We start from the raw sequence: 24,562 nt of genomic DNA, 5'->3' as shown, positions 1-24,562 counted from the left end.
TCCAGGCAGCGGATACAGTTATCGCATCCGCACGTAGGAAGACCCGTCGAAACATCCCACCACCATGCCCACCGCCTCTCGGGTGAACAGGCCGTTTTCCACTACGCCAGGAATACGGTTGAGTTCGATCTCCAACGCTGCCGGGTCGCTGATGACCGGGCCACAATGGCAATCGAGAATAAAGTTGCCGCTGTCAGTGACCACCGGTTCAGCGTTGCGCAGGCGGCGGATGATGTTGACCTCGGTAATGCCCTGCTCTGCCAATACCCGCTTCACCAGGCGCTCGGTCTGCTTCCAGCCAAACTGCACCACTTCCACCGGCAGCGGGAACTGCCCCAGGCTATCGACGATTTTGGTTTCGTCACACACGCAGATCATGCGTTTGGAGGCGTGGGCAATGATCTTTTCCCATAGCAAGCAAGCACCGCCACCCTTGATCATGTTGAACTGGCGATCAATCTCGTCGGGGCCGTCGACGGTCAGGTCCAGCTCACCGATTTCGTTCGGGTCGGTAATCTCGATGCCCACTTCACGCGCCACGTCGTTGGTGGAGCGGGAGGTGGTGGTGCAGGTCACTTGCAGGCCTTCGGCAACCAGCTTGCCCAGCTCACGAACGAAGAAGTGCGAAGTGGTCCCGGAACCGAGGCCCAGCTTCATGCCGTCGTGCACGAACTCTTCGATCACTCGGCGCGCCGCGACTTTCTTGGCTTCGTTCTGTTGGTTACTCATTTACGCCTCCTACTTGGGCAGTGTTCCCACAGGCTGTGGGTCAAATCTTGTCGGTTCGCCATGAGTCCAAGGCGGTCAGTTGGTCGGGGAACTGACTGCCACTGGCAATCGCAATCGCCGCGACCAGCATGTTGGTCACCAGGTGATGGTTGAGCCGCGACGCCAGGGGCGTCATCAGCTCGGTATGTTCATAGGGCTTTACCGCGATCAGCACGTCGCTGACCTTCGCCAGCGGGCTGTCATCGGCAGCAATCGACACCACTTTCGCCCCGGCCTTGCGTGCCGCGATGGCCACATCGACCATCTGGCGGGTGTGCCCCGACTGGGAAAAAATCAGCGCGACTTCGCCGGCACGTGCGCCTTCGGCATGCATTTCCTGGCGCTTGCCACCCAACAGGGCCTGGCAACGCATGCCCAGGCGCTGAAACTTGTGCTCGGCGTCCAGCGCGTTGACCACGGAAATGCCGGTGGCGTAGATCCCGGTCCAACTGGCGGCCAGCAACAGGCGGGCAGCGTCGGCGACTTTTTCCGGCTGAAGGTCTTCCTCCAGCCGCTGGATCGCGTTCAGCGAATTGCGGCAGGTCTTGCGCACAATGTTTTCGATGCTGTCATCAGGGATGATTTGCTCGTAGGCAAACGGCGCCGACGGCACCAGGCTCTGCACCAAGTGCAGCTTGAATGCCTGGTAACTCTCAAAACCAAAACGTCGGCAGAACCGCATCACGGTCGGGTCGCTGACCGCACAGGTTTCCGAGAGCTTGGCCATGCTCATTTGCAGGACCTTGGCCGGCGAGGTAGAGACAAAGTTCGCCACCCGTCGCTCGGCCCGGTGCATGTCTTTGCTTTCATCAATAATGCGTTGCAGCAAACTGTCGCTCATATCCGCTCCTTGGCGATTTGTGGGCTGCGTTGTAACAGATCAGCCAAACGGTTCAAGCGCTGCTCACGAGAAACTTCCACATTGGGACCACCGCCCCAAGGCACTGCAAAAAACACCACGCCCGCCGCCTGCGCCGTCACCTGGTCCACCCGGGTGTCACCCACATAGGCCCAGGCCTGGTCTACCAGGTTCATGGCCTCGGCCACCGCGAGCAGGTGCCCGGGGTCCGGTTTGCATGCCGGTACCGCGTCGGCGCCCAAGGCCACGTCGAACAACCCGGCCAAGCCCAGCTGCTCCAGCAACTTGCCGGTGACGGCGTGGTTTTTGTTGGTGCAGATCCCCAGGCGTATCCCCGCATCGCGCAGTGCCTGAAGGTCGTCACGCACATGCGGGTAAAACCGCGTACTGCCCGCCGGGTCGTCCATGTAAGCCTGCAAATAGCCGTCAAGCGCGCGCTGCACCTGCTCCTCGTCATAAGCAATGCCGAGGTCTTCGAGGATGTCGACGATCAAGCGCCGAGGCCCGTTGCCGAGAAAACTTTCGACATGCACGGGGTCCAGTTCAGGCCAGTCGTTCAGCGCAAAGCCGACATTCAGGGCTTTGGCGATATCGAATGCGCTGTCGATGAGCGTCCCGTCAAGATCGAAAATGAGCGCGCTATAGACGGACATGAAAAGACTCCTAATCAAAAAGAGGGGCACCGAGCTCGACAAAGGTTTCCCTGAGCGTCGGATAAAGACTGTGATAGATGCGATGCGCCTGAGCGAAGACCTCGGCCGTGGCCGCATCCGGTGCCTGGCGCGTAATCGCCCGGCAGCTTGCCGCCGCGCTGGCCGAATCGGCCCACACACCCACGGCCAGCCCGGCCACCAGCGCGGCACCGAACGCGGCCCCTTCGGCGGCACCCTCGGTGGTCAGTACATCGCAGCCGAAAATATCCGCCTGAAGCTGGCGCCACAGCGGCGAACGCGCGCCGCCGCCGGAGGCTTTGATCACACGGCCGGCAATGCCCAGTGGCTGCATCAGCGCGTGCATGTCGGCGAGCGCGTGCACGGCTCCCTCCATCACGGCACGCGCCATGTCGCCACGGGTATGACGGCCAGTCAGGCCAACGAAGGCCGCGCGCAGTTCCGGGTCTGGATAGGGGCAGCGTTCACCGTTCAAATAAGGCAGGAACAACAGGCCATGGGCGCCCGGCGCGCTGTCGCCCGCCTCGGCCATGACCTGATCGAACGAAGCACCGGCACAAAAGGTGTCGCGGAACCAGTTCATCGCACCACCGGCATTCAAGGACACGCCCATGCAATGCCACTTGTCCGCCGCGACGTTGCAAAACACCTGCAAGCGACCGTCGGGGTTGTCCTGAGGCGCATCCAGGGCCGCCGCGAGGATCCCGGCGGTGCCGATGGTGGTTTGCAATTCGCCCGGCGCAATCACCCCGGAGCCGATGGTCTGGATCACCGAATCCCCCCCGCCGCCGGCCACCGGCAAGCCTACGGGCAGGCCGAACAACTGCGCGCCTGTCGCACTGATGCGGCCCGAAATCACTTGGGACTCAAACACCGGCGGCAGCAAGACCGGGTCAATCCCCAGCGTCTCGACCAGCCCGGTCGCCCATTGCCGCGAGCGCACATTGAACAGCCCGGTACCCGAGGCATCCGAGACTTCGCTGGCGACCTCGCCGGTCAGGCGCAGGCGCAGGTAATCCTTGGGGTTGAGCACGCAGGTCGTGCGTGCAAACAGTTGCGGCTCGTGGCGTTGCATCCAGAGGATCTTGCCGCCGGTGTAACCCACCAGCATCCGATTATTGGTGGCCGCCAACAAACGCTCGATGCCACCCGCAGTCTCGGTGATCCATTCACATTCGGCGGCATTGCGCTGATCGTTCCACAGGATTGCCGGGCGCAACACGCGCTGCGACGCATCCAGCGGCACCAGCCCGTGCATTTGCCCGGACAGCCCCACACACAGCAACTCCACTCCGGGCGTCCTGGCCAGCACGCCGGCAATGGCGCTGCGTGCGCCTTCGATCCACAGTTCAGGGTCTTGTTCAGTCCAGCCGGGCCTGGGTTGCGAGAGCGGGTACATCGCCGTGTCGGTAGCAATCACCGTGCCGTGGATGTCGAGCAGCAATGCCTTGCAACCCGAGGTGCCTATATCAATGCCAATGAGTGCCTGCATGGCTCAATTCCCTACGCCATGGTGCAGACGGACATGCTTGAAGTTGAAGTACTCCAGCAACCCTTCGCGACCATGCTCGTAACCCACACCGCTCTGTTTGCGGCCACCGTAGGGCGCATTCATGATCCCGGCGTCGACGTTGTTGATGGCCACGTTGCCGTAGTCCAGCCGGGCTGACAGCGTATGAATCTCGGTCAGGTCGCGGGTATAGGCGTAAGACGCCAGGCCATAGGGGGTGTCGTTGGCCAATTCGATCGCTTCGGCCAGGTCGTCGAACGGTGCAACACCCACCAGCGGGCCGAAGGTTTCTTCGCTCATGACCAGCATTTGATGCGTGCAATCGGCGACGACGGTCGGGCGCATAAAATGCCCCTTCGCATATTCCGCGCCTTCAGGCGCCTTGCCACCGGCGATCAAGCGAGCGCCCTTGGCCAGTGCGTCCGCCAGGTGCGCGCGGGTTTTATTCAGGGGTTCGGCGGAGGCCATCGCGCCGAGGTCCGCAGCTGGATATTCCAGACCGTTGTGCACACTCAGGGCATCGGCGGCGGCGCCCAACTTGCTGAGGAATGCCTGGTAAAGAGAGCGGTGGACATAGATGCGGTTGATGGCGATACAAATCTGCCCGCAGTTACGAAAGCTACGGCGGGCCGCGCCTTTCACGGCGGCGTCGAGGTCGGCGCTGGCCGTCACCACCATCGGGCAATTGCCACCCAACTCCAGCGACAGGCGCTTGACCTGCGGGCAGGTGCGCTGGATATGCAGGCCCACGGCGCTGGAGCCGGTAAAGGCCACTTTGCTGATCTGCGGGTGTTCAACCAAGGCTTGTCCAACGTGTGAGCCCTTGCCGGTCAACACATTGACCACGCCGGCCGGAATCCCGGCTTCCATGCATTTTTGCGCAATCGCCAATGCGGTATAGGGCGTCAATTCGGCGGGTTTGATCACTATCGTGCAACCCGCCGCGAGGCTGGCGCAGAGTTTCCAGCCCACCAGCTCTGCCGGGTAGTTCCACGGCGTAATCGCCGCAACCACACCGATCGGTTCACGCACCACAAGGCTCTGGAAACCTGGCTGGTCGTTGGGCACGATCTCGCCGTGTACGCGGGTCGCCTCCTGCGCATAGAAGTGGCAGGCCTCGGCGAGCTTGAGCACTTCGCCCTTGGCCTCGTTCACGGGCTTGCCTTGTTCTGCCGTCATGATCTGCGCCATGTTCAGCGCATCGGCACTGATCAGGTCGCCCAACCGATGCAGGGCACTGGCGCGGGTTTTCGGTAGCTCGCGGGACCAGGCGGTAAAAGCGTGATGGGCGCCAGACACCGCCTCTTGTATTTCCTGCGCGGTGGCGGCTGCGATGTGGCCGAGCACTTCGCCTGTCGCCGGGTTCTCCACCGGCAAGCGGGCGCCAGCGCCTTGGCGCAATTCACCATTGATGAACAAAGCGCCTTGCAGCGCGGCAATCGACTCGGAGAGAGAATTATTGTTATGCATGGGACTGCTCCGTCACCTATCTCTGCGGTTGAACCACTGACTTAATTCAAAAATATAGTATTGCTAGCTTTTTGCAATAGCCCGCCGAAAATTCATTCCTCTCGGCTGCGCACTCAAATGGATCGCTTAAGGCTGAAACACTTAATATTCGTCTTAAATTTCAATATATTAGTGCTTAAAAGCAGGTTTTTACCGGAAAAAAACGATTTCTTTCATGCGAGATGGCTTGACCGTGATTAAAATCAAAACGTAGCATTACTAGATATCAACAATAAGGAAACCTGCTCATGCTGCCCATCTCACTTAAAAACGCCAAACTGGTCGGTCGGGTCTGGCTTCCCGGCAAAGGCCCCTGCGTGGTTATCCTGCGGGAAAACGTGCTGATCGATGTCACCTCTTCAGTGGTCTCGATGGCCGATTTTCTCGACAGTAATCCCGCCGAACGCTACGACACACTTTCCGGCGAACCCGTTGGCGACCTCGCCGACCTGATCCTTGAACCCTCCGAGATGGGCTATCACTCAAACCGCCCATGCCTGCTGGCGCCCTGCGACTTCCAAGCCTTGAAAGCCTGCGGCGTGACCTTTGCCAGAAGTATGGTCGAACGCGTGATCGACGAGCGAACTGCCGGCGACCCGGGCCGCGCCAACGAATTGCGCGCGCTGATCGGCTCGCTGATCGGCGATAGCCTGTCCAATGTTCAGGCCGGCTCGCCAAAGGCCGCCGAAATCAAGGCCGCCTTGATTGCCGAAGGGTTGTGGTCCCAATACCTGGAGGTGGGCATCGGTCCCGACGCCGAGGTGTTCACCAAATCCCAGCCCATGGCGGCAGTGGGTTATGGCGCACAGGTCGGTATCAACCGTATCTCGCAATGGAACAACCCTGAGCCGGAAGTGGTACTGGCGGTGGACAGCCAAGGCAACATCCGCGGCGCCACCCTTGGCAATGACGTGAACCTGCGCGATGTTGAGGGCCGCTCCGCCCTGCTGCTGGGCAAGGCAAAAGACAACAACGCTTCCTGCTCGATAGGCCCGTTTATCCGCCTGTTTGATGAACACTTCACCCTCACCGACATTGAAAACGCGACCTTGACCCTGTCGGTCAGCGGCCTCGACGGTTTTGAGATGTCCGGCGGCTCCGACATGGCCGAGATCAGCCGCAAGCCGGCCAACCTGGTGGCGCAGGCGTGCAACGACTCGCACCAGTATCCCGATGGCTTCATGTTGTTCCTCGGTACGATGTTCGCGCCGACCCAGGACCGCGAGAAAAAAGGTTCCGGCTTCACCCACAAGCCTGGCGACCTGGTGAATATATCCACACCGCTGCTCGGCACCCTGCGCAACACGGTGGTCTATTGCGACGAAGCAGCGCCATGGACCTATGGCACACGCGCCCTGATGCGCAACCTGGCAAAACGGGGGTTGTTATGAGTCAGGCAAACCTGAAATTCGTGGTCACCGACCAGGCCTTCGGCAATACCCGCCATGAACAGGCTGCCGCCGCCGCCGCCGGCGCTGCATTCTTTGAACACCAGTGCCGCACTGAAGATGAAACCCTGGAAGCCGTGCGTGGCGCGCAGGCCGTGTTGAATAATTTTGCGCCGATGACCCACCGCGTAATGGAGGCCATGGCGCCGGGCGCGGTGGTAGTGCGTTACGGCGTCGGGGTGGATAACGTCGACCTGGCCGCCGCCAAGGCCTTGGGCATACGGGTGTGCAATGTGCCGGACTACGGGGTTGAAGAAGTGGCCGACCACGCCGCCGCCATGACCCTGGCACTGGCCCGCAAGCTGGATTATTACGGCGCTGGCATTCAGGGCGGCGAATGGAAAATCGCGCAGATGGTCGACGGCATACGCTCCTTGCGCGACACCACCGTCGGCCTGATCGGCCTGGGCCGTATTGCCCGTGCCTACGCCGCGCGCATGGCGGCATTCGGCTGTACCGTCGTCGGCTATGATCCCTACGTCACCAACCAACAGGCTCGCGCTGCCGGGATTGAACCGTTGTCACGCGAAGAGGTGATCAACTGCGCCAACGTGTTATCACTGCACGTGCCACTGACGCCCGAGACGCGCCATGTCATCGACGCTGACGCCATCGCTCGCATGCCCAAGGGCGCTATCCTGATCAACTGCTCACGCGGTGGGCTGATCGATGAAGTGGCGTTGGCTGCCGCGCTGGTCAGCGGGCACCTGACGGGCGCCGGGCTTGATGTGTTTGAACAAGAGCCCCTGCCCGCCACTTCGCCCCTGCGCACAGCGCCGCATGTGCTTATGTCGCCGCATGCGGCCTTCTTCTCGGACGCGTCAGTGGATGCACTGCAACGACTGGCCAGCGAAGAAGCCCTGCGTGGCCTTCGTGGCGAAGCCCTGCGCTGCCCACTGACCTGAGAGACCGACGATGAACTACCGTGAAAAACAATCGTTGAGCGGCAAGCTCGCCCTGGTAACCGGGGCTGGCCAAGGCATTGGGGCGGCCATCGCCGAGGCGTTGGCCGCCACCGGCGCCGAAGTCATCTGCACCGACATTTTGAGTGAGCGCGCCCAGGCTACCGCGCAGGACCTGAACGCCAAAGGCTATAAAGCGCGGGCCGAAGCGCTGGACGTGACTGACAGCGCAGCGATCAACACCCTGGCTGCCTCCCTGCCGGCGCTGGACATATTGGTGTGTAACGCGGGAATCGTTACCAACACCCCCGCTGAAGCAATGACCGATGAGGAATGGGACAAGGTCATTACCGTCAACCTGACGGGCGTATTCCGCACGTGCCGCGGCTTCGGGCGGCGAATGCTGGAGGCCGGGCGCGGCTCAATCATCAATATCGGCTCGATGTCCGGGCTGGTGGTGAACGTACCCCAGCCGCAGTGCCACTACAACGCATCGAAGGCAGGCGTGCATCAGCTGACCAAGTCGTTGGCGGTGGAATGGGCAAAACGCGGCGTTCGGGTCAACGCCGTAGCCCCCACGTATATAGAGACGCCACTGCTGCACGGGCTGGAAAATCCGCCGGGCCTGATTCAGAAGTGGCTGGACATGACGCCCACCGAACGGATGGGGCAGCCCCATGAAGTCGCTTCGCTTGTTCAATTTCTTGCATCGGATGCGTCCAGCCTCCTGACGGGTTCAATCATCACGGCCGATGCTGGCTATACATGCATATGAGGTTGTGTTGCAGCGACTCGTTGTCCGGTGGGCCGTCCGGGAGCCGGTGATCTAGTCGTCAGAGGCAAGCGCAAGGACTTTATAAATCCGGGAAACTACTTGCAGTGTTGCGTCCTCAATCGATCCTTCGTTGCGGCATAAAACCCAATTGTGATCCGCCACTGCTTGCTCGAACGCCTTAGTACACGCGACCTGTTCTTCCAGCTTATGGATCACGGTACTGCTCAGTCCTCGCCGCCGTGCGGCTGCCCTCGCCCATGAAGTTTCTGGCGCGGTCACAACCCCCACATGCAGGTCTGGCACTCGCACGTTTCGCTCAATGTTCAACTGTAGAATCTCGGCAAACGGGAGTATCCGGCGAAACGCGGCGTCAGACGGGTACCAGCGATCAATCAACACGATGCTGCCTGCTGGCTGTTCAGGCAGTACGTGTTGGGAGATCCAGGCACGGCTGTCTGCAAGGCGCTCACAAACCTTTAACTCCAAATCGCGGTCAGGGTTCCTGACGAGTCTGTTAACGAGGGCCATGGTTTCAGCCCTGTAGGGATCGCTTTTTTTCTCGCACAGTCGGATCACCTTTTTGTCGTCGGCCCTCAGTACTTTCGTAATGGCTTCCAACAGCGTGGTTTTGCCGGTTCCCTTGGGCCCATCCAGCGAAATAAACAGCTGACGATTCATTGGATCTCCGGCCAGAACGCTTCAGCATTCAGCACATTTAAAATGCTGGAGGCTATCACTATTGCGATTTGTATGTGGCAAGGCGCGCAAACATGGCGCACCTCTGTGTTGTTGCGCCTCACACCGCACTACGTCACGGGCGGTGAGGACTTCGAGCAATTGCAGGAATTAGCTCTAATACTTTCTTAAAAACGCCCCGCCATACTCCGCCACGAAACTCACACTGGTGATACCGCCGCGAGTAGGGAAGGCATCATGAACCATCGGAAAATAAGGTTTTCTGCACTTTTTATTATCACGCTCATGGCGCTGTGTTTTTACCTGGTATTTATTTTCCCGGCCTGCATCGCCTGCAGCAGGCTTGCGCGGCGTTACAGCCGGCGGTTGGCAGACAAACGTTAGCGGCATGTACCGCCTCTACTGCGCTTTATTGGCGAACCGCGGAATGTCCAGCCCCAGGCTTTCACGTAACGTCGTGCCTTCATACGCGGTGCGATACACGCCACGCTCCTGCAACAACGGGATGACGTGCTGGGTGAACCGTTTGAACTGCTCGGGGTGCCCGATGTAGATATTGAACCCATCCACCGCCCGGGCTTGCAGCCAGTCGGCCATCTTGCGCGCGACCGTTTCAGCTGTACCCACGAACGCCCCCGGGCGCAATTGCCGTCCAAACTCTACGGCCTGGCGCAACGTAAACGCCTTCTCTCGCGCCTGGTCGGCAATGCGTTTGGCGGCGGTAAAAAAGCTGCTGCGTGCGGCCTCCAGGCTCTCCTGGGGAAACGGTGCATCAAGCTCGTACTGGCTGAAATCATGCCAGCCGAAGTTGCGACCAAACTCCTTCAGCGCCAATTCAAAACTATGATCGGCGTGATGGTAGTGCTGTTCGATTTCACGGGCATGCTGATCGGTGTCGCCCACATAGATTTCCGCCCCCGGCATGACCAGCAACTGCTCTGGATCACGCCCATGTTTCGCCGCCCTGCCCTTTATGTCCTGGTAGAACGCCTGGCCCTGCTCGATGCTGGCCGCGTGGGTGAAGATGACATCGGCCGTGGCGGCGCCCAGGTCGCGGCCTTGCTCTGAATCACCGGCCTGGAAGATCACCGGCTGGCCTTGGGGTGAGCGCTGGATATTCAGTGGCCCGACCACGCAAAAGTGTTCGCCCTTGTGATAGAGGCTGTGCAGTTTGCTCGGGTCGAGGAACTGGCCCGTGGCACGGTCGCGCACGAAGGCATCTTCCTCGTACGAGTTCCAAAGCCCCTGCACAACCTGCACGTGCTCGGCTGCCCGGCCATAGCGCGTGTCGTAGTCATAATGTTCGTCGCGGCTGTAGTTGCCGGCGGTGCCGGCGTCGCCGCTGGTGACCACGTTCCAGCCCGCGCGGCCTTTGCTGATCAGGTCGAGCGAGGCCAGGCGTCGCGCCACGTTATAGGGCGAGTTGTAAGAGGTGGTCAGCGTGCCGACCAAACCCAGGTGCCGGGTGCTCACGGCCAGTGCCGATAACAGCGTGAGCGGTTCCAGGCGATTGAGGTAGTGGGACGGCGAGCCCGGTGTGATGAACTGGCTGTCGACGATGAACATCAAGTCGAACAGTGCCGCCTCGGCCTGGCGCGCAATGTCGATGTACCAGTCGACGTTGACGCTGGCATCGGCCGGCAATTGCGGGTCGAGCCAAAGATTGTGGCGGCCTGGCCCGCCACAACCCATGGTCAGGGCGCCAAGTTTGAGCTGTCTTTTGGTCATGGCTAACGTATTCCTTGAACTGTTCAGGGCTGGGTTTTGGCGACGGCTGGCTGCAACGACGCCGCGAAGGAGTCGTCGAACAGCGTGGCTGCCGGGTACGACTTGACCAGGCCCTGGCGTGCGAAAAAGTCCACGGTCGTTTGCGCTTCCACAGGCGACTGTGCCGTCACTGGCTCAACCGTCGTGCGCGCCCGGGCGAACCAGGCGCGGGCGATGTCCGCGTCTGCCCGGGTGCGTTTGGCCCAGGCGTCGGCATAAGCATCCGCGTTGGCCTCGCTTTGGCGAGTCCAGTCACGCGCCTTTTTCAAGCGTTGGAGAAAATCGCTGATTTGCGCACGCTTGGTATCGACGGCTTTGGTGCTGGCGGCAATGAAACTCTGGGCCGGGATCAACCCGTCAGCCGTCGCCAGAACGCGTGCACCCTGGCGTTCTTGTTGTGTGACGTAGGGTTCCCAGGTGGCGATGACGTCAACGGAACCACCTTCCAGCGCGTGGGAGGCATCCAGTGCGCTGAGGTAGCGCAGTTCCAGTGAGTCCTTTGGCACACCCGCCTTATCCAGCGCGGTCAGCAGCAATTGCTGGCTCCAGGAGCCTTTCCAGATGGCGGCGCGCTTGCCTTTCAGGTCGGCAAGGGTGTGGATCGACGAATCCTTTTTCACCAGGATGGCCACGCCGTCGAGGTTTTGCTGGCTGATGGCAATCACCTTGATCGGCGCGCCCAGTGCGCCCAGGAACAGAACGGGCGCATCTCCGAGCAAGCCGATGTCCAGGCTGTTGGTGTTGAGCGCTTCGGCGACCGGTGACCCAGCCGTGAATTGCTTCCATTCAAGGGTATAGGGCAGGTCATCGAGCACCCCCGCCGCTTCCATCACGGCCTGGGCGTTGTAGCTTTGGTCTCCGACCACCAGCGTTTGCGCGTTCGCGCCCAGGCACAGCAATGTGGCAGCCAACCCGGCCGCCAGTTTTGTCAGGTAACGCACGTTCGCTCCAGATGCCCTCTCAGGCATTTCAAGTCGATCCGCGCACACGGTCTCGGCAGTATTCGTAGGGGCACCTACGATGAGGCTCTAACGGCCACCTGTAAAATACCCATAACGCATAACCTAATTCAATATTAATGCGAGTGATGCATTTTTAATAAGGATCATCGTGCACTGACATTGCGTACCGGCCTGCACCACCTACACTGATTTGAATTCCGCTGCGATCGAGCCACTTTTCGGCTGTCTGGCCCGATGCACCTGCATTCGTTGCTCAACAAATAAAGCAGTTAACCAACTGATTAATCAGAGTAAATATGAAAGAGCAGCCTCGGCAGCTTGCATCGGGACCGCAACAGGTGGCGCACATCCGCGCCCTTTTTCAACAACCACACCTTCTGGCCCCATTGAGCCTGCTGTGTATCGCCCTCGCCGGCTGCACCGTCGGGCCTGATTTCGCGCGGCCCGATGTGCCCGCAAACGCCGATTATTCACGTGAAAAGCTAACCGCAACCGCCAAGGCCGACATTGATACCGGCGGTGCGGCGCAGCGGCTGATCGCCGGGATGGATATTCCCGGGCAATGGTGGACGTTGTTCCGCTCGCCGGCGCTGAACGCGCTGGTGGAGGAAGCCTTGCGCGCCAACCCGGATGTCAGCGCCGCCCAAGCCGCATTGCGCCAAGCCAACGAGCAGGTGTATGCCGACCAGGCCTCACTGTTCCCTTCCGTGAGCGGCAATGTGCAGAAGGCCCGCGAGAAAGTCTCGGGCGTCACCTCGGGCATTGAGCAGTCGCCGATTCTCACGGTAAGTTCGGCTTCGCTGAGTGTTTCCTATGCGCCCGACGTATTCGGTGGCACCCGCCGGCAAATCGAATCCACCTCGGCCCAGGCCGAGTACGAACGCTTTCAGTTGGAGGCGACGTACCTCACGTTGACCTCCAATGTAGTGAACACCGCCGTCAGCCTGGCGTCGGTACGTGATCAAGTCGCCGCCACCGAGGAAATCATCCGCATCCAGAGTGGCCAGCTGGATCTGTTGCAGGCCCAGCGCCGGCTGGGCGCCATTGGCGATACCGATGTGCTTACGCAGCAGACCGCACTCGCGCAAACCCGTGCCAGCCTGCCGTCCCTGCAAAAGCAGCTGGCGCAGACCCGCAACCAGTTGATGGCCTACCTCGGGCGGTTTCCCAACCAGGACCGGGACGAGCGCTTTAACCTGGCTTCCCTGCATTTGCCCGAAGAACTGCCCTTAAGCCTGCCTTCGGCGATTGTCGGTCAGCGGCCGGATGTGCGCTCTGCGCAGGCGCAACTGCATCAGGCCAGTGCCGACATCGGGGTGGCCGTCGCCAATCAGTTGCCACAGTTCAGCATCACCGGGTCGGTGGGCTCTACGGTGGCCAGCGGGACCAAGCTGTTTTCGGCGGGCAGCGGCGTGTGGAGCCTGGCCGGTTCGATCACCCAGCCGATCTTTGATGCCGGCGCACTCGAACATCGCAAACGCGCCGCCGTGGCAGCGTATGACGAGTCGGCCGCCCGCTACCGTGGCACGGTAATTGGTGCGTTCCAGGACGTGGCCAACGCGCTGCGGGCACTGGAATCCGACGCCGATGCGCTGAACCAGCAGGTGGTGGCCGAGCGCTCCGCGCAAGCCAACCTCGACCTGGTGCAGGCCCAGTTCAAGCTGGGAGCCGTGGCCTACATCAACCTGCTCACGGCGCAACAAACCTACCAGAACACCGTGCTTGCTCGCGTCAAGGCGCAGGCTTCCCGCTACAGCGATACCACCGCGCTCTTCCAGGCCTTGGGCGGTGGCTGGTGGAACCGCACGGATGTGGATCCGGCCACGAAGGGCCGCCCCGATCGATACGGCCTGCCGTCGTGGGAAGAGATCATGCCGGCCAACAAAAAAGCAGCGCCTGCCGATTCGGCACGGTTCGACTGAACTGAACTCTTGAAACAGCGAGAAGCCCCATGGCTGACATGATGACTGCCTCTGCCCTGCCTCCCGAACCCGACGCGCCGCGCAAGCGTCGCCTGTGGCGGCCGATGATCATCATGATCGTGGTGGTGCTGGTGATTGTGGCGATCATTGCCGGGGTGAAGTACGTGCAGATTTCGGCGCTGATCGCCCAGTCCAAGAAGCCGTTGCCCGCCTCCATAGTCACAGCCATGCAGGTACCGTTCAGCGATTGGCAACCGAATGTCACCGCCGTGGGCTCGATGAAGGCCGTCAGAGGGGTGGATGTGACCACTGAAGTGGGCGGCATCGTACGCACCCTCGGCTTTACGCCCGGCCAGGAGGTGGCGGCCCAGGCGCTGCTGGTGCAGTTGAATGCCGACTCGGACATCGCGCAACTGCATTCCCTGGAGGCCACGGCCGACCTGGCGGTGATCGTCCTTAAGCGCGACAAGGCCCAACTGGCCGTCAACGCCATATCCCAGGCCCAAGTCGACACAGACACCGCTGACCTTAAGGCCAAACTCGCCGCCGCCGAACAACAGCGCGCACTGGTGGCGAAAAAAACCATCCGTGCACCGTTTGCCGGGCGCATCGGGATTACCAGCGTCAATCCCGGCCAATACCTCAACCCCGGCGACAAGATCGCCACGCTGCAAACCTTTGACCCGATCTACATCGACTTCACGGTGCCCCAGACCCAACTGGAAGCCATCGCCATCGGCCAAGGGGTTGCCGTCACGGCTGACGGCCTGTCCAAGCAAACGTTCACGGGCAAGATCAGCACCATCGACACTCAGTTCGACTCGACCACGCGCAACGTCACCGTGGAAGCGACCGTCGATAATCCAAAACAAAGCCTGGTGCCCGGGATGTTTGCCCGCGCCGTGGTCACCGCCGGGGTGACGCAGCGCTACCTCACGGTTCCGCAGACATCGGTCACCTACAACCCTTACGGCACCACGGTGTTCATCGCCACGTCGAGCAAGAACGACCAGGGTGAGGAAACACTCACCGCACAGCAGACCTTCATTACCACCGGGCCGACCCGGGGCGACCAGGTCGCGATCCTGTCCGGCGTGAAGGAAGGCGACCTGTTAATCACCAGCGGGCAGATGAAGCTCAAGAACGGCTCGCCGGTTAAAGTCGATAACAGCACGGCCCCGCTGAACGATCCAGCGCCGACTCCCCAAGAACACTAAAGGTGTCCCATGAAGCTTACCGATACCTTTATTCATCGGCCGGTCTGGGCCATCGTGGTCTCGCTGTTCATCCTGATCCTGGGGCTGCGTTCGATCTTCGAATTGCCGGTGAACCAATGGCCGCGCACCGAAAATACCGTGGTCACCATCACCACCGCCTACTACGGCGCGGACGCATCCACCGTGGCCGGTTTTATCACCCAGCCGCTTGAATCGGCCATCGCCCAGGCCCAGGGCATCGACTACCTGTCTTCAACGAGTATTACCGGCGTCTCGACGATCACCGCCACGTTGCGGCTGAACTACGAGGCCAGCAAGGCGCTCACCGAGATCAATACCCAGGTCAACTCGGTCAAGAACCAGCTGCCGGCACAGTCCCAGGAGCCGGTGCTGACGGTGGCGGTCGGGCAGACCACAGACGCGATGTACCTGGGTTTCTACAGCGACACCCTGGCCACCAATAACATCACCGATTACCTGGTGCGAGTAGTCAAGCCCAAGCTGGACTCGATCCAGGGCGTACAGACCGCAGAAATCCTCGGCGGGCGCCAGTTCGCCCTGCGCGCCTGGATGGACCCCAACAAGCTGGCGGCGCACAACGTAACGGCGCAGGACGTCTCCACCGCGCTGGCCAACAACAACTACTTGTCTGCCGTCGGTTCTACCCGCGGGCAAACGGTGACGGTGGACCTCACGGCCGGCACCGACTTGCACACGGTGGATGAATTCAAGCGGCTGGTGGTCAAGCAGAAAGGCGATGCACTGGTGTACCTTGAGGATGTGGCTACCGTCACCCTGGGCGCCGAAAGCTACGACAGCAGCGTGGCGTTCTCCGGCAAGCGCTCGGTGTTCATCGGCATCAAGGCGGCGCCGAATGCGAACATCCTGACGGTCGCCGACAGCGTGCGCGAGGCCTTCCCCGAGCTGCAATCCCAACTGCCCGCCGGGGTGCGCGGCGAGATCGTCTACGACTCAACGGCGTTCATCAACACCTCGATCTATGAGGTGGTGAAAACCCTGGTCGAGGCGATGATCATTGTGTCGGTGGTGATTTACTTGTTCCTCGGCTCGTTCCGTGCGGTGATCGTGCCGTTGGTGGCGATCCCGCTGTCGCTGGTCGGGACGTTCTTCATCATGTACCTGCTGGGGTACTCGATTAACCTGCTGACGCTGCTTGCGCTGGTATTGGCCATCGGCCTGGTGGTGGACGACGCAATTATCGTGGTGGAAAACGTCGACCGGCATATCAAGGAGGAAGGCAAAGGCGTGCTGGAGGCCGCGCTGATCGCCGCGCGGGAACTGGGTGGCCCGATCCTCGCGATGACCGTGGTGTTGATTGCCGCGTACGTGCCCATCGGGCTGCGCAGCGGCCTCACCGGTGCATTGTTCAAGGAATTCTGTTTCTCGCTGGCGGGTGCGGTGACCGTCTCGGCGGTGGTGGCATTGACGCTCTCGCCGATGATGACCTCAAGGTTGTTTAAGTCCGGCCAGGAAGAAGGACGCTTCGCGCGCAAGCTCGATCAGTATTTTGACTGGCTGCGGGGCCGTTACCACCGTGTGCTCTCAGGCGGGTTGAACGTGTGGCCGGTGCTGGTCACGTTTGGCTTCGTGCTGTTCCTGTTGGTGGCCGCCAGTGGCCTGACCGCCAAAAGCGAACTGTCGCCCACCGAGGACCAGGGCCTGGTGTTCATGCAGATCAAAGGCCCGCCGACTGCCTCGCCACAGCAGATGGAGCGCATTGCCGACCAGGCTTTCCAGATCGCCAACAAAGAGCCTGAATACGCGCAGATGTTCCAGCTGACCGGGCTGCCTATTCTCAACCAGGGCCTGGGCGGTGTACTGCTCAAAACCTGGGATGACCGCACGCGTTCCCAAGCCCAGGTGATACTGGAACTGCAGCAAAAATGGAACCAGGTACCGGGTGCCACCATCGCGGCTTTCCCGTTGCCGTCGCTGCCGGGCGCCCAAGGTTTGCCGGTGCAGTTTGTAATCACCACCACCGACTCGGTGGAAAACCTCAATGAAGTCGCCCAGGCGGTGGTGGCCGAGGCCCAGAAACAACAGCTGTTTTACTTTTCCGACATGGACCTGAAACTCGACAAGCCGCAAGCCAAGCTGGTGGTGGACCGAGAAAAAATCGCCGCACTGGGTATGACCCAGGCTGACGTGGGCGCGGCACTGTCTGCCGCATTGGGCGGCAACTACGTGAACTACTTCTCCACCGCCGGGCGCTCGTACAAAGTCATTCCCCAGGTACTGCAAGTCGACCGGCTCAACCCCGACCAGATCCTCGATTACTACATTCGCACGCCCGCAGGCGCGATGATCCAGGCGCGTACCGTGGCGCATATCGAGACCTCGACGCAGCCCGAGTCAATCAACCACTTCCAGCAACTCAACTCCGCGACCCTGTCGGGCGTGAGTGGCGTGGCCCAGGGCGAACTGCTGGCGAAACTCAACACGATCCTCACCAACATTGCACCTTCGGGCTACACCTCGGACTTCTCCGGCGAGTCGCGCCAGTTCATGCAGGAATCCGGTGGGTTCTTCGGCTTGCTGATGTTCTCGATCCTGATCGTCTACCTGGCGCTGGCGTTCCAGTTCGAGAGCTTTCGCGACCCGGTGGTGATCCTGTTTTCGGTGCCGCCTGCACTGTTTGGCGCACTTGCTTTCATCACCATGGGCTTCGCCTCCATCAACGTGTACACCCAGGTAGGCCTGGTGACGTTGTTGGGGTTGATCACCAAGCACGGGATTCTGATCGTGCAGTTTGCCAACGAGCTGCAGCGCGCGGGCCACAGCAAGCGCGAGGCAATAGAAGAAGCGGCCGGCGTGCGCCTGCGGCCAATTTTGATGACCACGGCCGCAATGGTGCTGGGCGTGGTGCCGCTGGTGTGGGCTTCCGGCGCGGGGGCTGCGGGGCGGCATGACATGGGGCTGGTGATCTTTGCCGGGTTGTCGATCGGCACCGTGCTGACGCTGTTCATGGTGCCGGCGATGTATATGTTTATTGGCTCCACGCACCATCAGGAGGTGGGGCGGCCGGTCCCTGGCCAGAATAATGAAGTATCAGCCCATGGTGGCTAGAGACCGGGAACGTTAGGGTAAGGTCAGAAACAATGCCGACGTCCAGACCCTCGATTGGTCCCGCTGCCGCGCGCAAATAAACAACGGATGCTCGCGACCTGGTTGCAAGGTCTTGCACCACCTGTGAGTGGGCCAGCAAGTCCTCGCCGGATGATTGTTTGAGGCCCGGACTAGATCATCGGCGAGCTGCTGACCACCCGCAATGCCAACCCTTCATACGCATCCAGCGTAATGGTGAAGTCACCCTCCGGGGTCAAATCTCCTTCCACCCGCTCATTGATGATGTCCACCACAGGCCCAGGCGCAATATTGGGCAGGTGCAAGGTTTCCGTGATGGGTGTAGCGCCAAAGTTCAGTGCGGTGATCTGGGTACCTTTGCCCGCCGGCAGTTCGTGGACCATGATCAACAGGCCCGGGTGTTGCACGTCAGGTACCAGGATCTGGCGGCTCGCGGCGATGTCGTAGGCACGGCGCACCGCGAGGATTCTTTGCAGCTGGGAGGCAAACGAATCCGGCTCGTTCAATTGACGGGGCAGGCTGCCATACAGGGTTTTCGGGCGTGGCATCTGGCCGGCGGAGTGCGACGCATCGGGGTTCAGGTCTACCAGGTCGTAGGCACCGCGGTGAATCCAGCGGGTGTCGCCATCGAGCATCAAGTGCGCCACCTGCTCTGCCGGCAATGGCAGCGCACCGACAAGGTCCCAACCGGAGAGCGCAAACACCCCCGGCTGCATCGCGTTGTACATCACCAGCAGCAGGTGAATCTGGCGAATCTGTTGGATGTCTGCCGGGGTAATCGCCTCAAGGTCGCGAATGCCCAGCGCTGCCGTGATGATGCTGACGGTGGTGCACGACACGCCATTGGTCACGAACTTGAGGTTATACGGTGCATGTTCGCCAGCCAGGCGCTCGTACATCTGCTCGCGGATATGCTCGCGCAGGATGCCGCCGGGGAAGGTCTGCCCCTGGTACAGGTAGGTGTCATGGGCGTGCAGCGTCCAGAAGTGCACCAGCTCAAGGGTCAGCTCGTCATGGTTCTGCAAGGCGTGGATCAGCGAACCCGGGTCGATGCCCAGGGTATGCATCTCGCGCAGCATCAGGCGCAGGAATTCAGTGTCGCCAGTCAATAACGCGTGCTGGTACGCCGGCCGGGTGATGAAGTCGTAGGACAGGTCGGCGCCGCCGTGAGACATGGCAGCGATATCGTCCACCGTCAGGTTCAACTCCTGGAAGCTGAAGCCGCCGGCCTTGCGAATCGCACCGCCGAGCAACTGGTTGCCGGTGATCGACAGCGGATGGCTTTCAGACCAGGCGTTACCTTCCAGTTTTCGTTCCACGCCGAGGAAGCCATTGGCGTCCAGGCGCAGGATTTTTGCGCCCATCACGTCGATGGCATGCAACGCGTCGCCAATGATCATCTGCTGCGCGGCGAAGGTGGGGTCCAGCCAGTTCAGCGATGGCTGGCCTTCCTTGAAATAATGCAGGTAGACCCAGCGCCGGGGCTTGCCGTCCACGCCCACCACCACATCGGTGGCGCTCCAGTCGGTCTCCTTGACCCCGGGTTCGAAGAAGATCACCCGTTGCAACTGGCCGACGATGTAGTGCTTGTCTCTGAGCACATCGACCTGCTGCGGGCTGAGGTTCTGCGCGTCGCGGCCCTCACTGATGTCGGGCAGCAGCGGCCAGTCTTCCTCGCGGATCTCCACCATGTGGTAGAGCCCGGGGTAGTCTTCATAGGCCATTTCGGCCAGGCGGAAGTCTGCGCCCTTGCCTGTATGGGACGGGATGACGTCGTCGATGATCACCGCGTTGTGCGCGGCAGCCATGCGTACCAGCGATTGTAGCTGTGCCTCAGTGCCCAGTTGTGGGTCGATGTCGAAGCTGATGCGGTCAAAGTTGCCGTCAATGGTCGGCGTGTGCTCGGTGCCCATGAGGCCGCCCGAGCGTTTCAGTGGGCCGTTGTGAATGCCCTGGATACCGATTTTCGACAGCGCATGCCACAAGGTTTCGTCGCCCAGGGCTTCCAGTACGCTGCCGTTTTCGCGGGTGACGATGGACGCCGGGTACACCGTAAACCACACGGACGCCAGCGCTGAAGCATCACGGGGCCGGGTATGGGCGTAAGGCTGTTGCCATAACCGGCCCTGCCCCGAGTAGAGTTTGGCGCGCTGTTTGGCGGCCTGCAGCATCGATTGCTCTACCAGCCAGGCCACATGATTGTGCTCAACATCCGTCATACATCGCTCACCTGCGTCATGAAGTAGTCGATTCCGGCAACTGCATTTGAACTTGCATCGCCGCACCGTTGGTTAGTGTATGAGGGCGCGAGCGGCCATTCGTTGCATTGGCCGCCTTTGTCGAAGCCGTCGAGGGCAGGTAGGTTTGCAGCCCGGCGTCCTGGATCGGTATCAAGAACGCTTCAGCGGGAAATGGCGATTGCCCAGCAGGATGCTGATACGGCTAGGCACCTTAGTTAAAAGTAGTACTTGGCAACCAATTCGTACTCATCCTGGCCCGTGTAGTCGCCCTGCTTGTTCCTCGCCATGTCGAACTTACGCTCCAGGCCGATGGCCAGGCTGTCATGCAGGGTGATCAGGGCAAAACCGGCCACCGAATAGCCGCTGCGCCCCGAGCTGTTCTTGTCAGAGAACAGGTTTATTCCGCCGTACGCCTTGAAAAAACCCAGTTCGCCCATTTCCGGAAACGAATAGCTGCTGTAGGACTCCAGCGCCTTGGCCTCGCGGTATCCACTGGAAGTTGGGGATGATGCGTTCAGGTTGCGGTACTCGCCATACACCACGGCGTGATACCAGGGTGCATTGGTGTAGGTCACCCCTGACAACCAGCCTTCGACATTCGGGTGCCGGGTGTTGAGCTGGGCCTGTGCGTCCAGTGAGCGTTCGCTCATTTCGGTGTAGCCATAGGCCAGGCGCAATGACCAGTGCTCCGCCGGGCGCCAGACCGTGCCGACCTGGTACAACGCATCGCGGGAGCTGTCGACAAACTTGCCAGCACCCACGCTGCTTGGGTTGACGGAGTTGTGCACCGGCCCGGTGCCCATGCCATACATCACGCCAAATTCGAAATCGTCGCTTCTTACCCGGTAATACAAGGTTTTGTTCGGCCGCGAGAAACCCAGCAACTGGTTGCCGCCGTACCCATTGAACGTGCCCTGGCCTTTGGTGCCATAGCCCAGGTACCAATCAGTGATCGAGCCAACCATGTCAAAGGTCAGGGATTTTTGCTGCCCGTAACTCAGTTGGCCCCAGCGCGCGTTACGCACAAACACATACTGGAAGCGCTTGGTCTGGGCGGCGCTGCCGTCGTAGTAGAACGGGTCGTAGGCCCACTCCTGGCGCATGCCCACGGCCCACTGTGCGTTGAGCTGATGGGTGTAGATCATGTTGATACGGTGGCCGATGCTGCCGGTGTGGCGGCCCTGGATATAGACCTTGTCGTTGGCCGCGAAAATGCCCTGGGCGTGCAGCTCCAGGCGGTCGTTGTCGGTCTTGATCAGGTCGATGGCCATGGCGGCCTGCACACTGCCCAGCGCCAGAAGGCATGCCAGGATAAAACGATGACGCACGCAAAAGCCTTGTCCCGCAGGACGAATCGAGAAATTCATGGGTAAAAGCTCCCGCTGCGCCACCAGGCAATGGCGCAGACGTTCAAGAGGTAGGTGACGCTAAAGCCTGGATATTTTTATTTTTATGGGGTGTAACGATCAGAACGAGACGGGCTGGCTGACCCTCACGTTGTCTGACGCGCTGGCAAGCTTTACGGTGCGCTGGCCTCGCGGCAGTTCCCAGGACTGAGTCTTCACGGCCCAGTACTGGAGCTTGCGCAGCGGCACGATGATCGACACGTCCCGGGTCTCACCGGCCTTGAGGCTGACTCGATCAAAGCCCACCAGTGTCTGCGGCGCGAACTCGGCACCGTCGACCTGCTGTTGGGGCGCACTCAGGTACAACTGCGGCACTTCATCCCCCGCAACGCCACCACTGTTGGTCAGTTTGAAATTGACCTTGAGGTCGCCATTGCCCAGGCGATGGGTTTGCAGCGCGCTGTAGTCAAAGCGGCTATAGGACAGCCCGTAGCCGAATGCAAACAGCGGTGCCTTGTGCTGGGACTCAAACCAGCGGTAGCCGATATTGACGCCTTCGGTGTAGCTGACCACGCCATCGAGTTGCTGGCCACGCTCGGGGAAGCGCGGGTCGGTGGCGGGATAATCCTGCAGGCTGCTGGCCCAGGTAAACGGCAAGCGGCCGGCCGGGTTGCTGTGCCCGGTGAGGATGTTCGCGGTCGCCGGGCCGCCTTCATCGCCGGTCCACCACATCTGCACCAGGCCCTTGACCTTGCCCAACCAAGGCATGGCGACCGGGGTGCTGGTGTTGAGCACCACCACTACATTGGGGTTGATTGCGGCGATCTCTTCGATCAGTTTGTCCTGGTCACCCGGCAAGCCGAACTGCGGGTCGGTGCGCGCCCAGGCAAAAAACACCACCTTTTTTGCGTTGCGCGCGGCGGCCAGTGCCTGGGCCCGGTTGGCTTCGCGCATGGCCGGCGTGACCCACGCCAGGCGTACTTGAACCGGTGCGGCGGAGGTGTCGTTGTAGGTGCTGACTTCGAGCAGATGCTCGCCACGGCTTAACTTGACCATGCGCCGCACGTTGTTGAGGCCATCGGTGGTCGGCATCAAGGCATCCTGCCCCGGGTGCACCACATCACCGTGCAGGGCATTTTTCAACGAACTGCTTTCGCCGATGATTTTCCCGTCGACCTTCAGCACGGCGCCCGCGCCGAGCATGTGCAGGTTGAGGTTGTAGTCGCCTTCCTGGTCAATCGTCAGGTGGGTTTTCCAGCTCGGCAAGGTGTTGGCCGCCAGGGCGTTCGCGCCGGTGAATTGCAATTGGCTGTCACGCTTGCCCTGCCCTGCGTCGACTCTGACCCACCCAGGCTTGCCCTCAAACGACACCCGGTCTGCCGGGATAGCAACGCCGGTCATGTCATTGGCTACCGCCACGCTGATCTCGGCGCTGGGTTCAATGGCCTTGAGGGCCTTGGCCGGCCCGACTTGCAGCTCGGGCATGCCGATTGCGTGCTCGGCGGAAACCCCCAGTGCCACCGGCTGCAAGGCGCCCGGGCCGATCATCGCCAGGCTTGTGAGATCGTCCTTCGACAGGGGCAGCACATGGTCCTGGTTCTTCAGCAGTACCGCCGAATGCTCGCTGGTGCGGCGCACGATTTCGGACAACCCGGCGACCATCGGGGTCGACTGCGGCTGGTGGCTGCCCTTGTCCAGCAGGCCAAAACGTTCCATCTGTCCCAGCACCCGCCCGGCGGCCTTGTCGATGTCTTGCTCGCGGACGGTCTTGTCCCGCAGGGCTTCAAACAGGTTGCTCGGCTTCTCGTCGTTGGGGAACTGCCCCAGCAGCACGTTTGGCCGCTGGCCGACCATCCACTCCTCCGGCATTGGCCGGGCGAAGACTTTTTTCATGCTGCCCATGGACGTGTGCAACGCCGGCTGTTGCTGCTCGGTGTTGTCGTAGTAGGAACGCATGATGTCCCAGAACGGGTGCTGTTCATTGATGCGCCCGGGCATCTCCATGTCCATGCCGCGCTTGACGTACTGGGCACTGTGCACGCCGCCCCAGTCAGAGGTGACAAAGCCCTTGAAACCCATCTGTTTGCGCAACAGCTGCTCCAGCAATTGCTCGTTACCGCAGGCAAATTCGCCATTGAGCTTGTTGTAGGAACACATGATCGAGGCCACGCCCGCGTCCACCGCGTCCTGGAACGGCGCCAGGTACACCTCGTGCAGGGCCTGCTCGGGAATGCTCACATCAAAGCCGGTCATGTCATAGCCGACCAGGTGCTTGGCCTGGGCCATCACGCCCTGGCCCTGGATACCCTTGATCACCTCGGCGCCCATGCTGCCGGTCAGCAGCGGGTCCTCGCCGTAGGTGTTCCAGCCGCGCCGGAAGCCCGAGTCGCGGAACATATTGATGAAGGGTTCCAGTGCTACGTCGATGCCCAGGCGCTTGGCCTCCTCGCCGATCACCGTGCCGTTATCAAAGGCGTCCTGTTTGCTGAAGGTGGCGGCCAGGCCCATGGTCGAGGTGGGAATGATCGAGGCCTTGCGGGTCAAAATGCCGGGCGGGCCGTCTGCCATGCGCAGGGCCGGCACGCCGAGGCGCGGTACACCCGGCAGGTAGCCGGCCTGGCCCTGGTTGGTGGCATCGGCTTCGGTCATGCCGCGGATCAGGTTGAACTTGTCGTCCAGGGTCATCTTTTTCAGCAGGGCGTCCACCCGTGCCTGATCGGCTTCAGCACGCACGTTGGCCTCATTGGCCATGCACTGGCCCGCCAGGGTTGAACACAACATTGCCGCTGCCAGCATCGACAGCCGGAAGAACTGAGGGCGAACACGCCCGTACCGCGTAGTTGAGGTAGTCATGATTAGCTCCGT

Annotated in this window: 18 protein-coding genes; 6 read left to right on the top strand and 12 right to left on the bottom strand. The window is 61.1% G+C overall.

Features of this window, described 5'->3' with window-relative positions; genetic code table 11:
* Positions 1–18: 18 nt before the first annotated feature.
* The 5 genes from rpiA to ACZRN6_RS30825 are packed head-to-tail and all read right to left on the bottom strand — an operon-like array spanning position 19 to position 5,278.
* Entirely contained in the window at positions 19–729 is a 711-nt protein-coding gene (gene rpiA / locus ACZRN6_RS30845; RefSeq protein WP_464009611.1) for a ribose 5-phosphate isomerase A, read from the bottom strand.
* 40 nt (positions 730–769) lie between these two features.
* Complete coding sequence (locus ACZRN6_RS30840; protein WP_322145145.1) at positions 770–1,609, bottom strand: MurR/RpiR family transcriptional regulator; 840 nt, start codon at positions 1,607–1,609, stop codon at positions 770–772.
* Entirely contained in the window at positions 1,606–2,280 is a 675-nt protein-coding gene (locus ACZRN6_RS30835; protein WP_322145144.1) for an HAD family hydrolase, read from the bottom strand. The genes ACZRN6_RS30840 and ACZRN6_RS30835 overlap by 4 nt, the downstream gene beginning before the upstream one ends.
* Positions 2,281–2,290: 10 nt before the next feature.
* Complete coding sequence (gene xylB / locus ACZRN6_RS30830) at positions 2,291–3,790, bottom strand: xylulokinase (RefSeq protein WP_464009610.1); 1,500 nt, start codon at positions 3,788–3,790, stop codon at positions 2,291–2,293.
* A gap of 3 nt (positions 3,791–3,793) precedes the next feature.
* On the bottom strand, positions 3,794–5,278 hold the full coding sequence (locus ACZRN6_RS30825; RefSeq protein ID WP_464009609.1) for an aldehyde dehydrogenase family protein: 1,485 nt from the start codon (positions 5,276–5,278) through the stop codon (positions 3,794–3,796).
* 287 nt (positions 5,279–5,565) lie between these two features.
* Here ACZRN6_RS30825 and ACZRN6_RS30820 point away from each other — a divergent pair, with 287 nt between their 5' ends.
* The 3 genes from ACZRN6_RS30820 to ACZRN6_RS30810 are packed head-to-tail and all read left to right on the top strand — an operon-like array spanning position 5,566 to position 8,442.
* A complete protein-coding gene (locus ACZRN6_RS30820; RefSeq protein WP_322145141.1) occupies positions 5,566–6,708 on the top strand; it encodes a fumarylacetoacetate hydrolase family protein in 1,143 nt (380 codons plus the stop codon).
* Positions 6,705–7,670 carry a C-terminal binding protein gene (locus ACZRN6_RS30815; protein WP_464009608.1) on the top strand — a complete coding sequence of 322 codons (966 nt, stop codon included), beginning with the start codon at positions 6,705–6,707 and terminating at the stop codon, positions 7,668–7,670. Before ACZRN6_RS30820 ends, ACZRN6_RS30815 begins: the two co-directional genes overlap by 4 nt.
* Before the next feature lie 10 nt (positions 7,671–7,680).
* Positions 7,681–8,442 carry an SDR family NAD(P)-dependent oxidoreductase gene (locus tag ACZRN6_RS30810; RefSeq protein WP_464009607.1) on the top strand — a complete coding sequence of 254 codons (762 nt, stop codon included), beginning with the start codon at positions 7,681–7,683 and terminating at the stop codon, positions 8,440–8,442.
* A gap of 51 nt (positions 8,443–8,493) precedes the next feature.
* On the opposite strand, the gene ACZRN6_RS30805 is transcribed toward ACZRN6_RS30810, so the two are convergent.
* From ACZRN6_RS30805 to ACZRN6_RS30790, 4 genes are all read right to left on the bottom strand, one after another.
* Positions 8,494–9,120 (bottom strand): dTMP kinase, encoded by a 627-nt coding sequence (locus ACZRN6_RS30805; protein WP_464009606.1) that lies wholly within the window; start codon positions 9,118–9,120, stop codon positions 8,494–8,496.
* 174 nt (positions 9,121–9,294) lie between these two features.
* Positions 9,295–9,528, bottom strand: a complete 234-nt coding sequence (locus ACZRN6_RS30800) for a hypothetical protein (protein WP_464009605.1) — start codon at positions 9,526–9,528, stop codon at positions 9,295–9,297.
* Positions 9,529–9,537: 9 nt separating this feature from the next.
* The gene (locus ACZRN6_RS30795; protein WP_464009604.1) at positions 9,538–10,866 is read right to left on the bottom strand and encodes an LLM class flavin-dependent oxidoreductase; all 1,329 of its coding nucleotides are present in this window, start codon (positions 10,864–10,866) and stop codon (positions 9,538–9,540) included.
* A gap of 23 nt (positions 10,867–10,889) precedes the next feature.
* Entirely contained in the window at positions 10,890–11,846 is a 957-nt protein-coding gene (locus tag ACZRN6_RS30790; RefSeq protein WP_464009603.1) for an ABC transporter substrate-binding protein, read from the bottom strand.
* A 317-nt stretch (positions 11,847–12,163) separates the two neighbouring features.
* On the opposite strand from ACZRN6_RS30790, the gene ACZRN6_RS30785 reads away from it, so the two are divergent.
* The 3 genes from ACZRN6_RS30785 (at position 12,164) to ACZRN6_RS30775 (ending at position 18,093) form a co-directional block, all read left to right on the top strand.
* Positions 12,164–13,789 (top strand): efflux transporter outer membrane subunit, encoded by a 1,626-nt coding sequence (locus ACZRN6_RS30785; RefSeq protein ID WP_464009602.1) that lies wholly within the window; start codon positions 12,164–12,166, stop codon positions 13,787–13,789.
* Positions 13,790–13,893: 104 nt separating this feature from the next.
* Entirely contained in the window at positions 13,894–15,006 is a 1,113-nt protein-coding gene (locus ACZRN6_RS30780; protein ID WP_464009630.1) for an efflux RND transporter periplasmic adaptor subunit, read from the top strand.
* A 9-nt stretch (positions 15,007–15,015) separates the two neighbouring features.
* On the top strand, positions 15,016–18,093 hold the full coding sequence (locus ACZRN6_RS30775; RefSeq protein ID WP_464009601.1) for an efflux RND transporter permease subunit: 3,078 nt from the start codon (positions 15,016–15,018) through the stop codon (positions 18,091–18,093).
* Between the two features lie 170 nt (positions 18,094–18,263).
* Here ACZRN6_RS30775 and treS read toward each other — a convergent pair whose 3' ends face one another.
* The 3 genes from treS to ACZRN6_RS30760 form a co-directional block, all read right to left on the bottom strand.
* Complete coding sequence (gene treS, locus ACZRN6_RS30770) at positions 18,264–20,330, bottom strand: maltose alpha-D-glucosyltransferase (protein ID WP_464009600.1); 2,067 nt, start codon at positions 20,328–20,330, stop codon at positions 18,264–18,266.
* 236 nt (positions 20,331–20,566) lie between these two features.
* Entirely contained in the window at positions 20,567–21,718 is a 1,152-nt protein-coding gene (locus tag ACZRN6_RS30765) for a porin (RefSeq protein WP_464009599.1), read from the bottom strand.
* Between the two features lie 99 nt (positions 21,719–21,817).
* Positions 21,818–24,550 carry a glycoside hydrolase family 3 protein gene (locus ACZRN6_RS30760; protein WP_464009598.1) on the bottom strand — a complete coding sequence of 911 codons (2,733 nt, stop codon included), beginning with the start codon at positions 24,548–24,550 and terminating at the stop codon, positions 21,818–21,820.
* Between the last annotated feature and the right edge of the window lie 12 nt (positions 24,551–24,562).

This window comes from Pseudomonas sp. A125, assembly GCF_055409485.1.
This window is presented reverse-complemented; position numbering and strand designations above follow the sequence as displayed.

Bases quoted from the DNA above. Each gene is read 5' to 3' on its own strand.
- rpiA (WP_464009611.1), bottom strand. From the start codon at position 729: ATGAGTAACCAACAGAACGAAGCCAAGAAAGTCGCGGCGCGCCGAGTG.
- ACZRN6_RS30840 (WP_322145145.1), bottom strand. From the start codon at position 1,609: ATGAGCGACAGTTTGCTGCAACGCATTATTGATGAAAGCAAAGACATG.
- ACZRN6_RS30835 (WP_322145144.1), bottom strand. From the start codon at position 2,280: ATGTCCGTCTATAGCGCGCTCATTTTCGATCTTGACGGGACGCTCATC.
- xylB (WP_464009610.1), bottom strand. From the start codon at position 3,790: ATGCAGGCACTCATTGGCATTGATATAGGCACCTCGGGTTGCAAGGCA.
- ACZRN6_RS30825 (WP_464009609.1), bottom strand. From the start codon at position 5,278: ATGCATAACAATAATTCTCTCTCCGAGTCGATTGCCGCGCTGCAAGGC.
- ACZRN6_RS30820 (WP_322145141.1), top strand. From the start codon at position 5,566: ATGCTGCCCATCTCACTTAAAAACGCCAAACTGGTCGGTCGGGTCTGG.
- ACZRN6_RS30815 (WP_464009608.1), top strand. From the start codon at position 6,705: ATGAGTCAGGCAAACCTGAAATTCGTGGTCACCGACCAGGCCTTCGGC.
- ACZRN6_RS30810 (WP_464009607.1), top strand. From the start codon at position 7,681: ATGAACTACCGTGAAAAACAATCGTTGAGCGGCAAGCTCGCCCTGGTA.
- ACZRN6_RS30805 (WP_464009606.1), bottom strand. From the start codon at position 9,120: ATGAATCGTCAGCTGTTTATTTCGCTGGATGGGCCCAAGGGAACCGGC.
- ACZRN6_RS30800 (WP_464009605.1), bottom strand. From the start codon at position 9,528: ATGCCGCTAACGTTTGTCTGCCAACCGCCGGCTGTAACGCCGCGCAAG.
- ACZRN6_RS30795 (WP_464009604.1), bottom strand. From the start codon at position 10,866: ATGACCAAAAGACAGCTCAAACTTGGCGCCCTGACCATGGGTTGTGGC.
- ACZRN6_RS30785 (WP_464009602.1), top strand. From the start codon at position 12,164: ATGAAAGAGCAGCCTCGGCAGCTTGCATCGGGACCGCAACAGGTGGCG.
- ACZRN6_RS30780 (WP_464009630.1), top strand. From the start codon at position 13,894: ATGATCATCATGATCGTGGTGGTGCTGGTGATTGTGGCGATCATTGCC.
- ACZRN6_RS30775 (WP_464009601.1), top strand. From the start codon at position 15,016: ATGAAGCTTACCGATACCTTTATTCATCGGCCGGTCTGGGCCATCGTG.
- treS (WP_464009600.1), bottom strand. From the start codon at position 20,330: ATGACGGATGTTGAGCACAATCATGTGGCCTGGCTGGTAGAGCAATCG.
- ACZRN6_RS30765 (WP_464009599.1), bottom strand. From the start codon at position 21,718: ATGAATTTCTCGATTCGTCCTGCGGGACAAGGCTTTTGCGTGCGTCAT.
- ACZRN6_RS30760 (WP_464009598.1), bottom strand. From the start codon at position 24,550: ATGACTACCTCAACTACGCGGTACGGGCGTGTTCGCCCTCAGTTCTTC.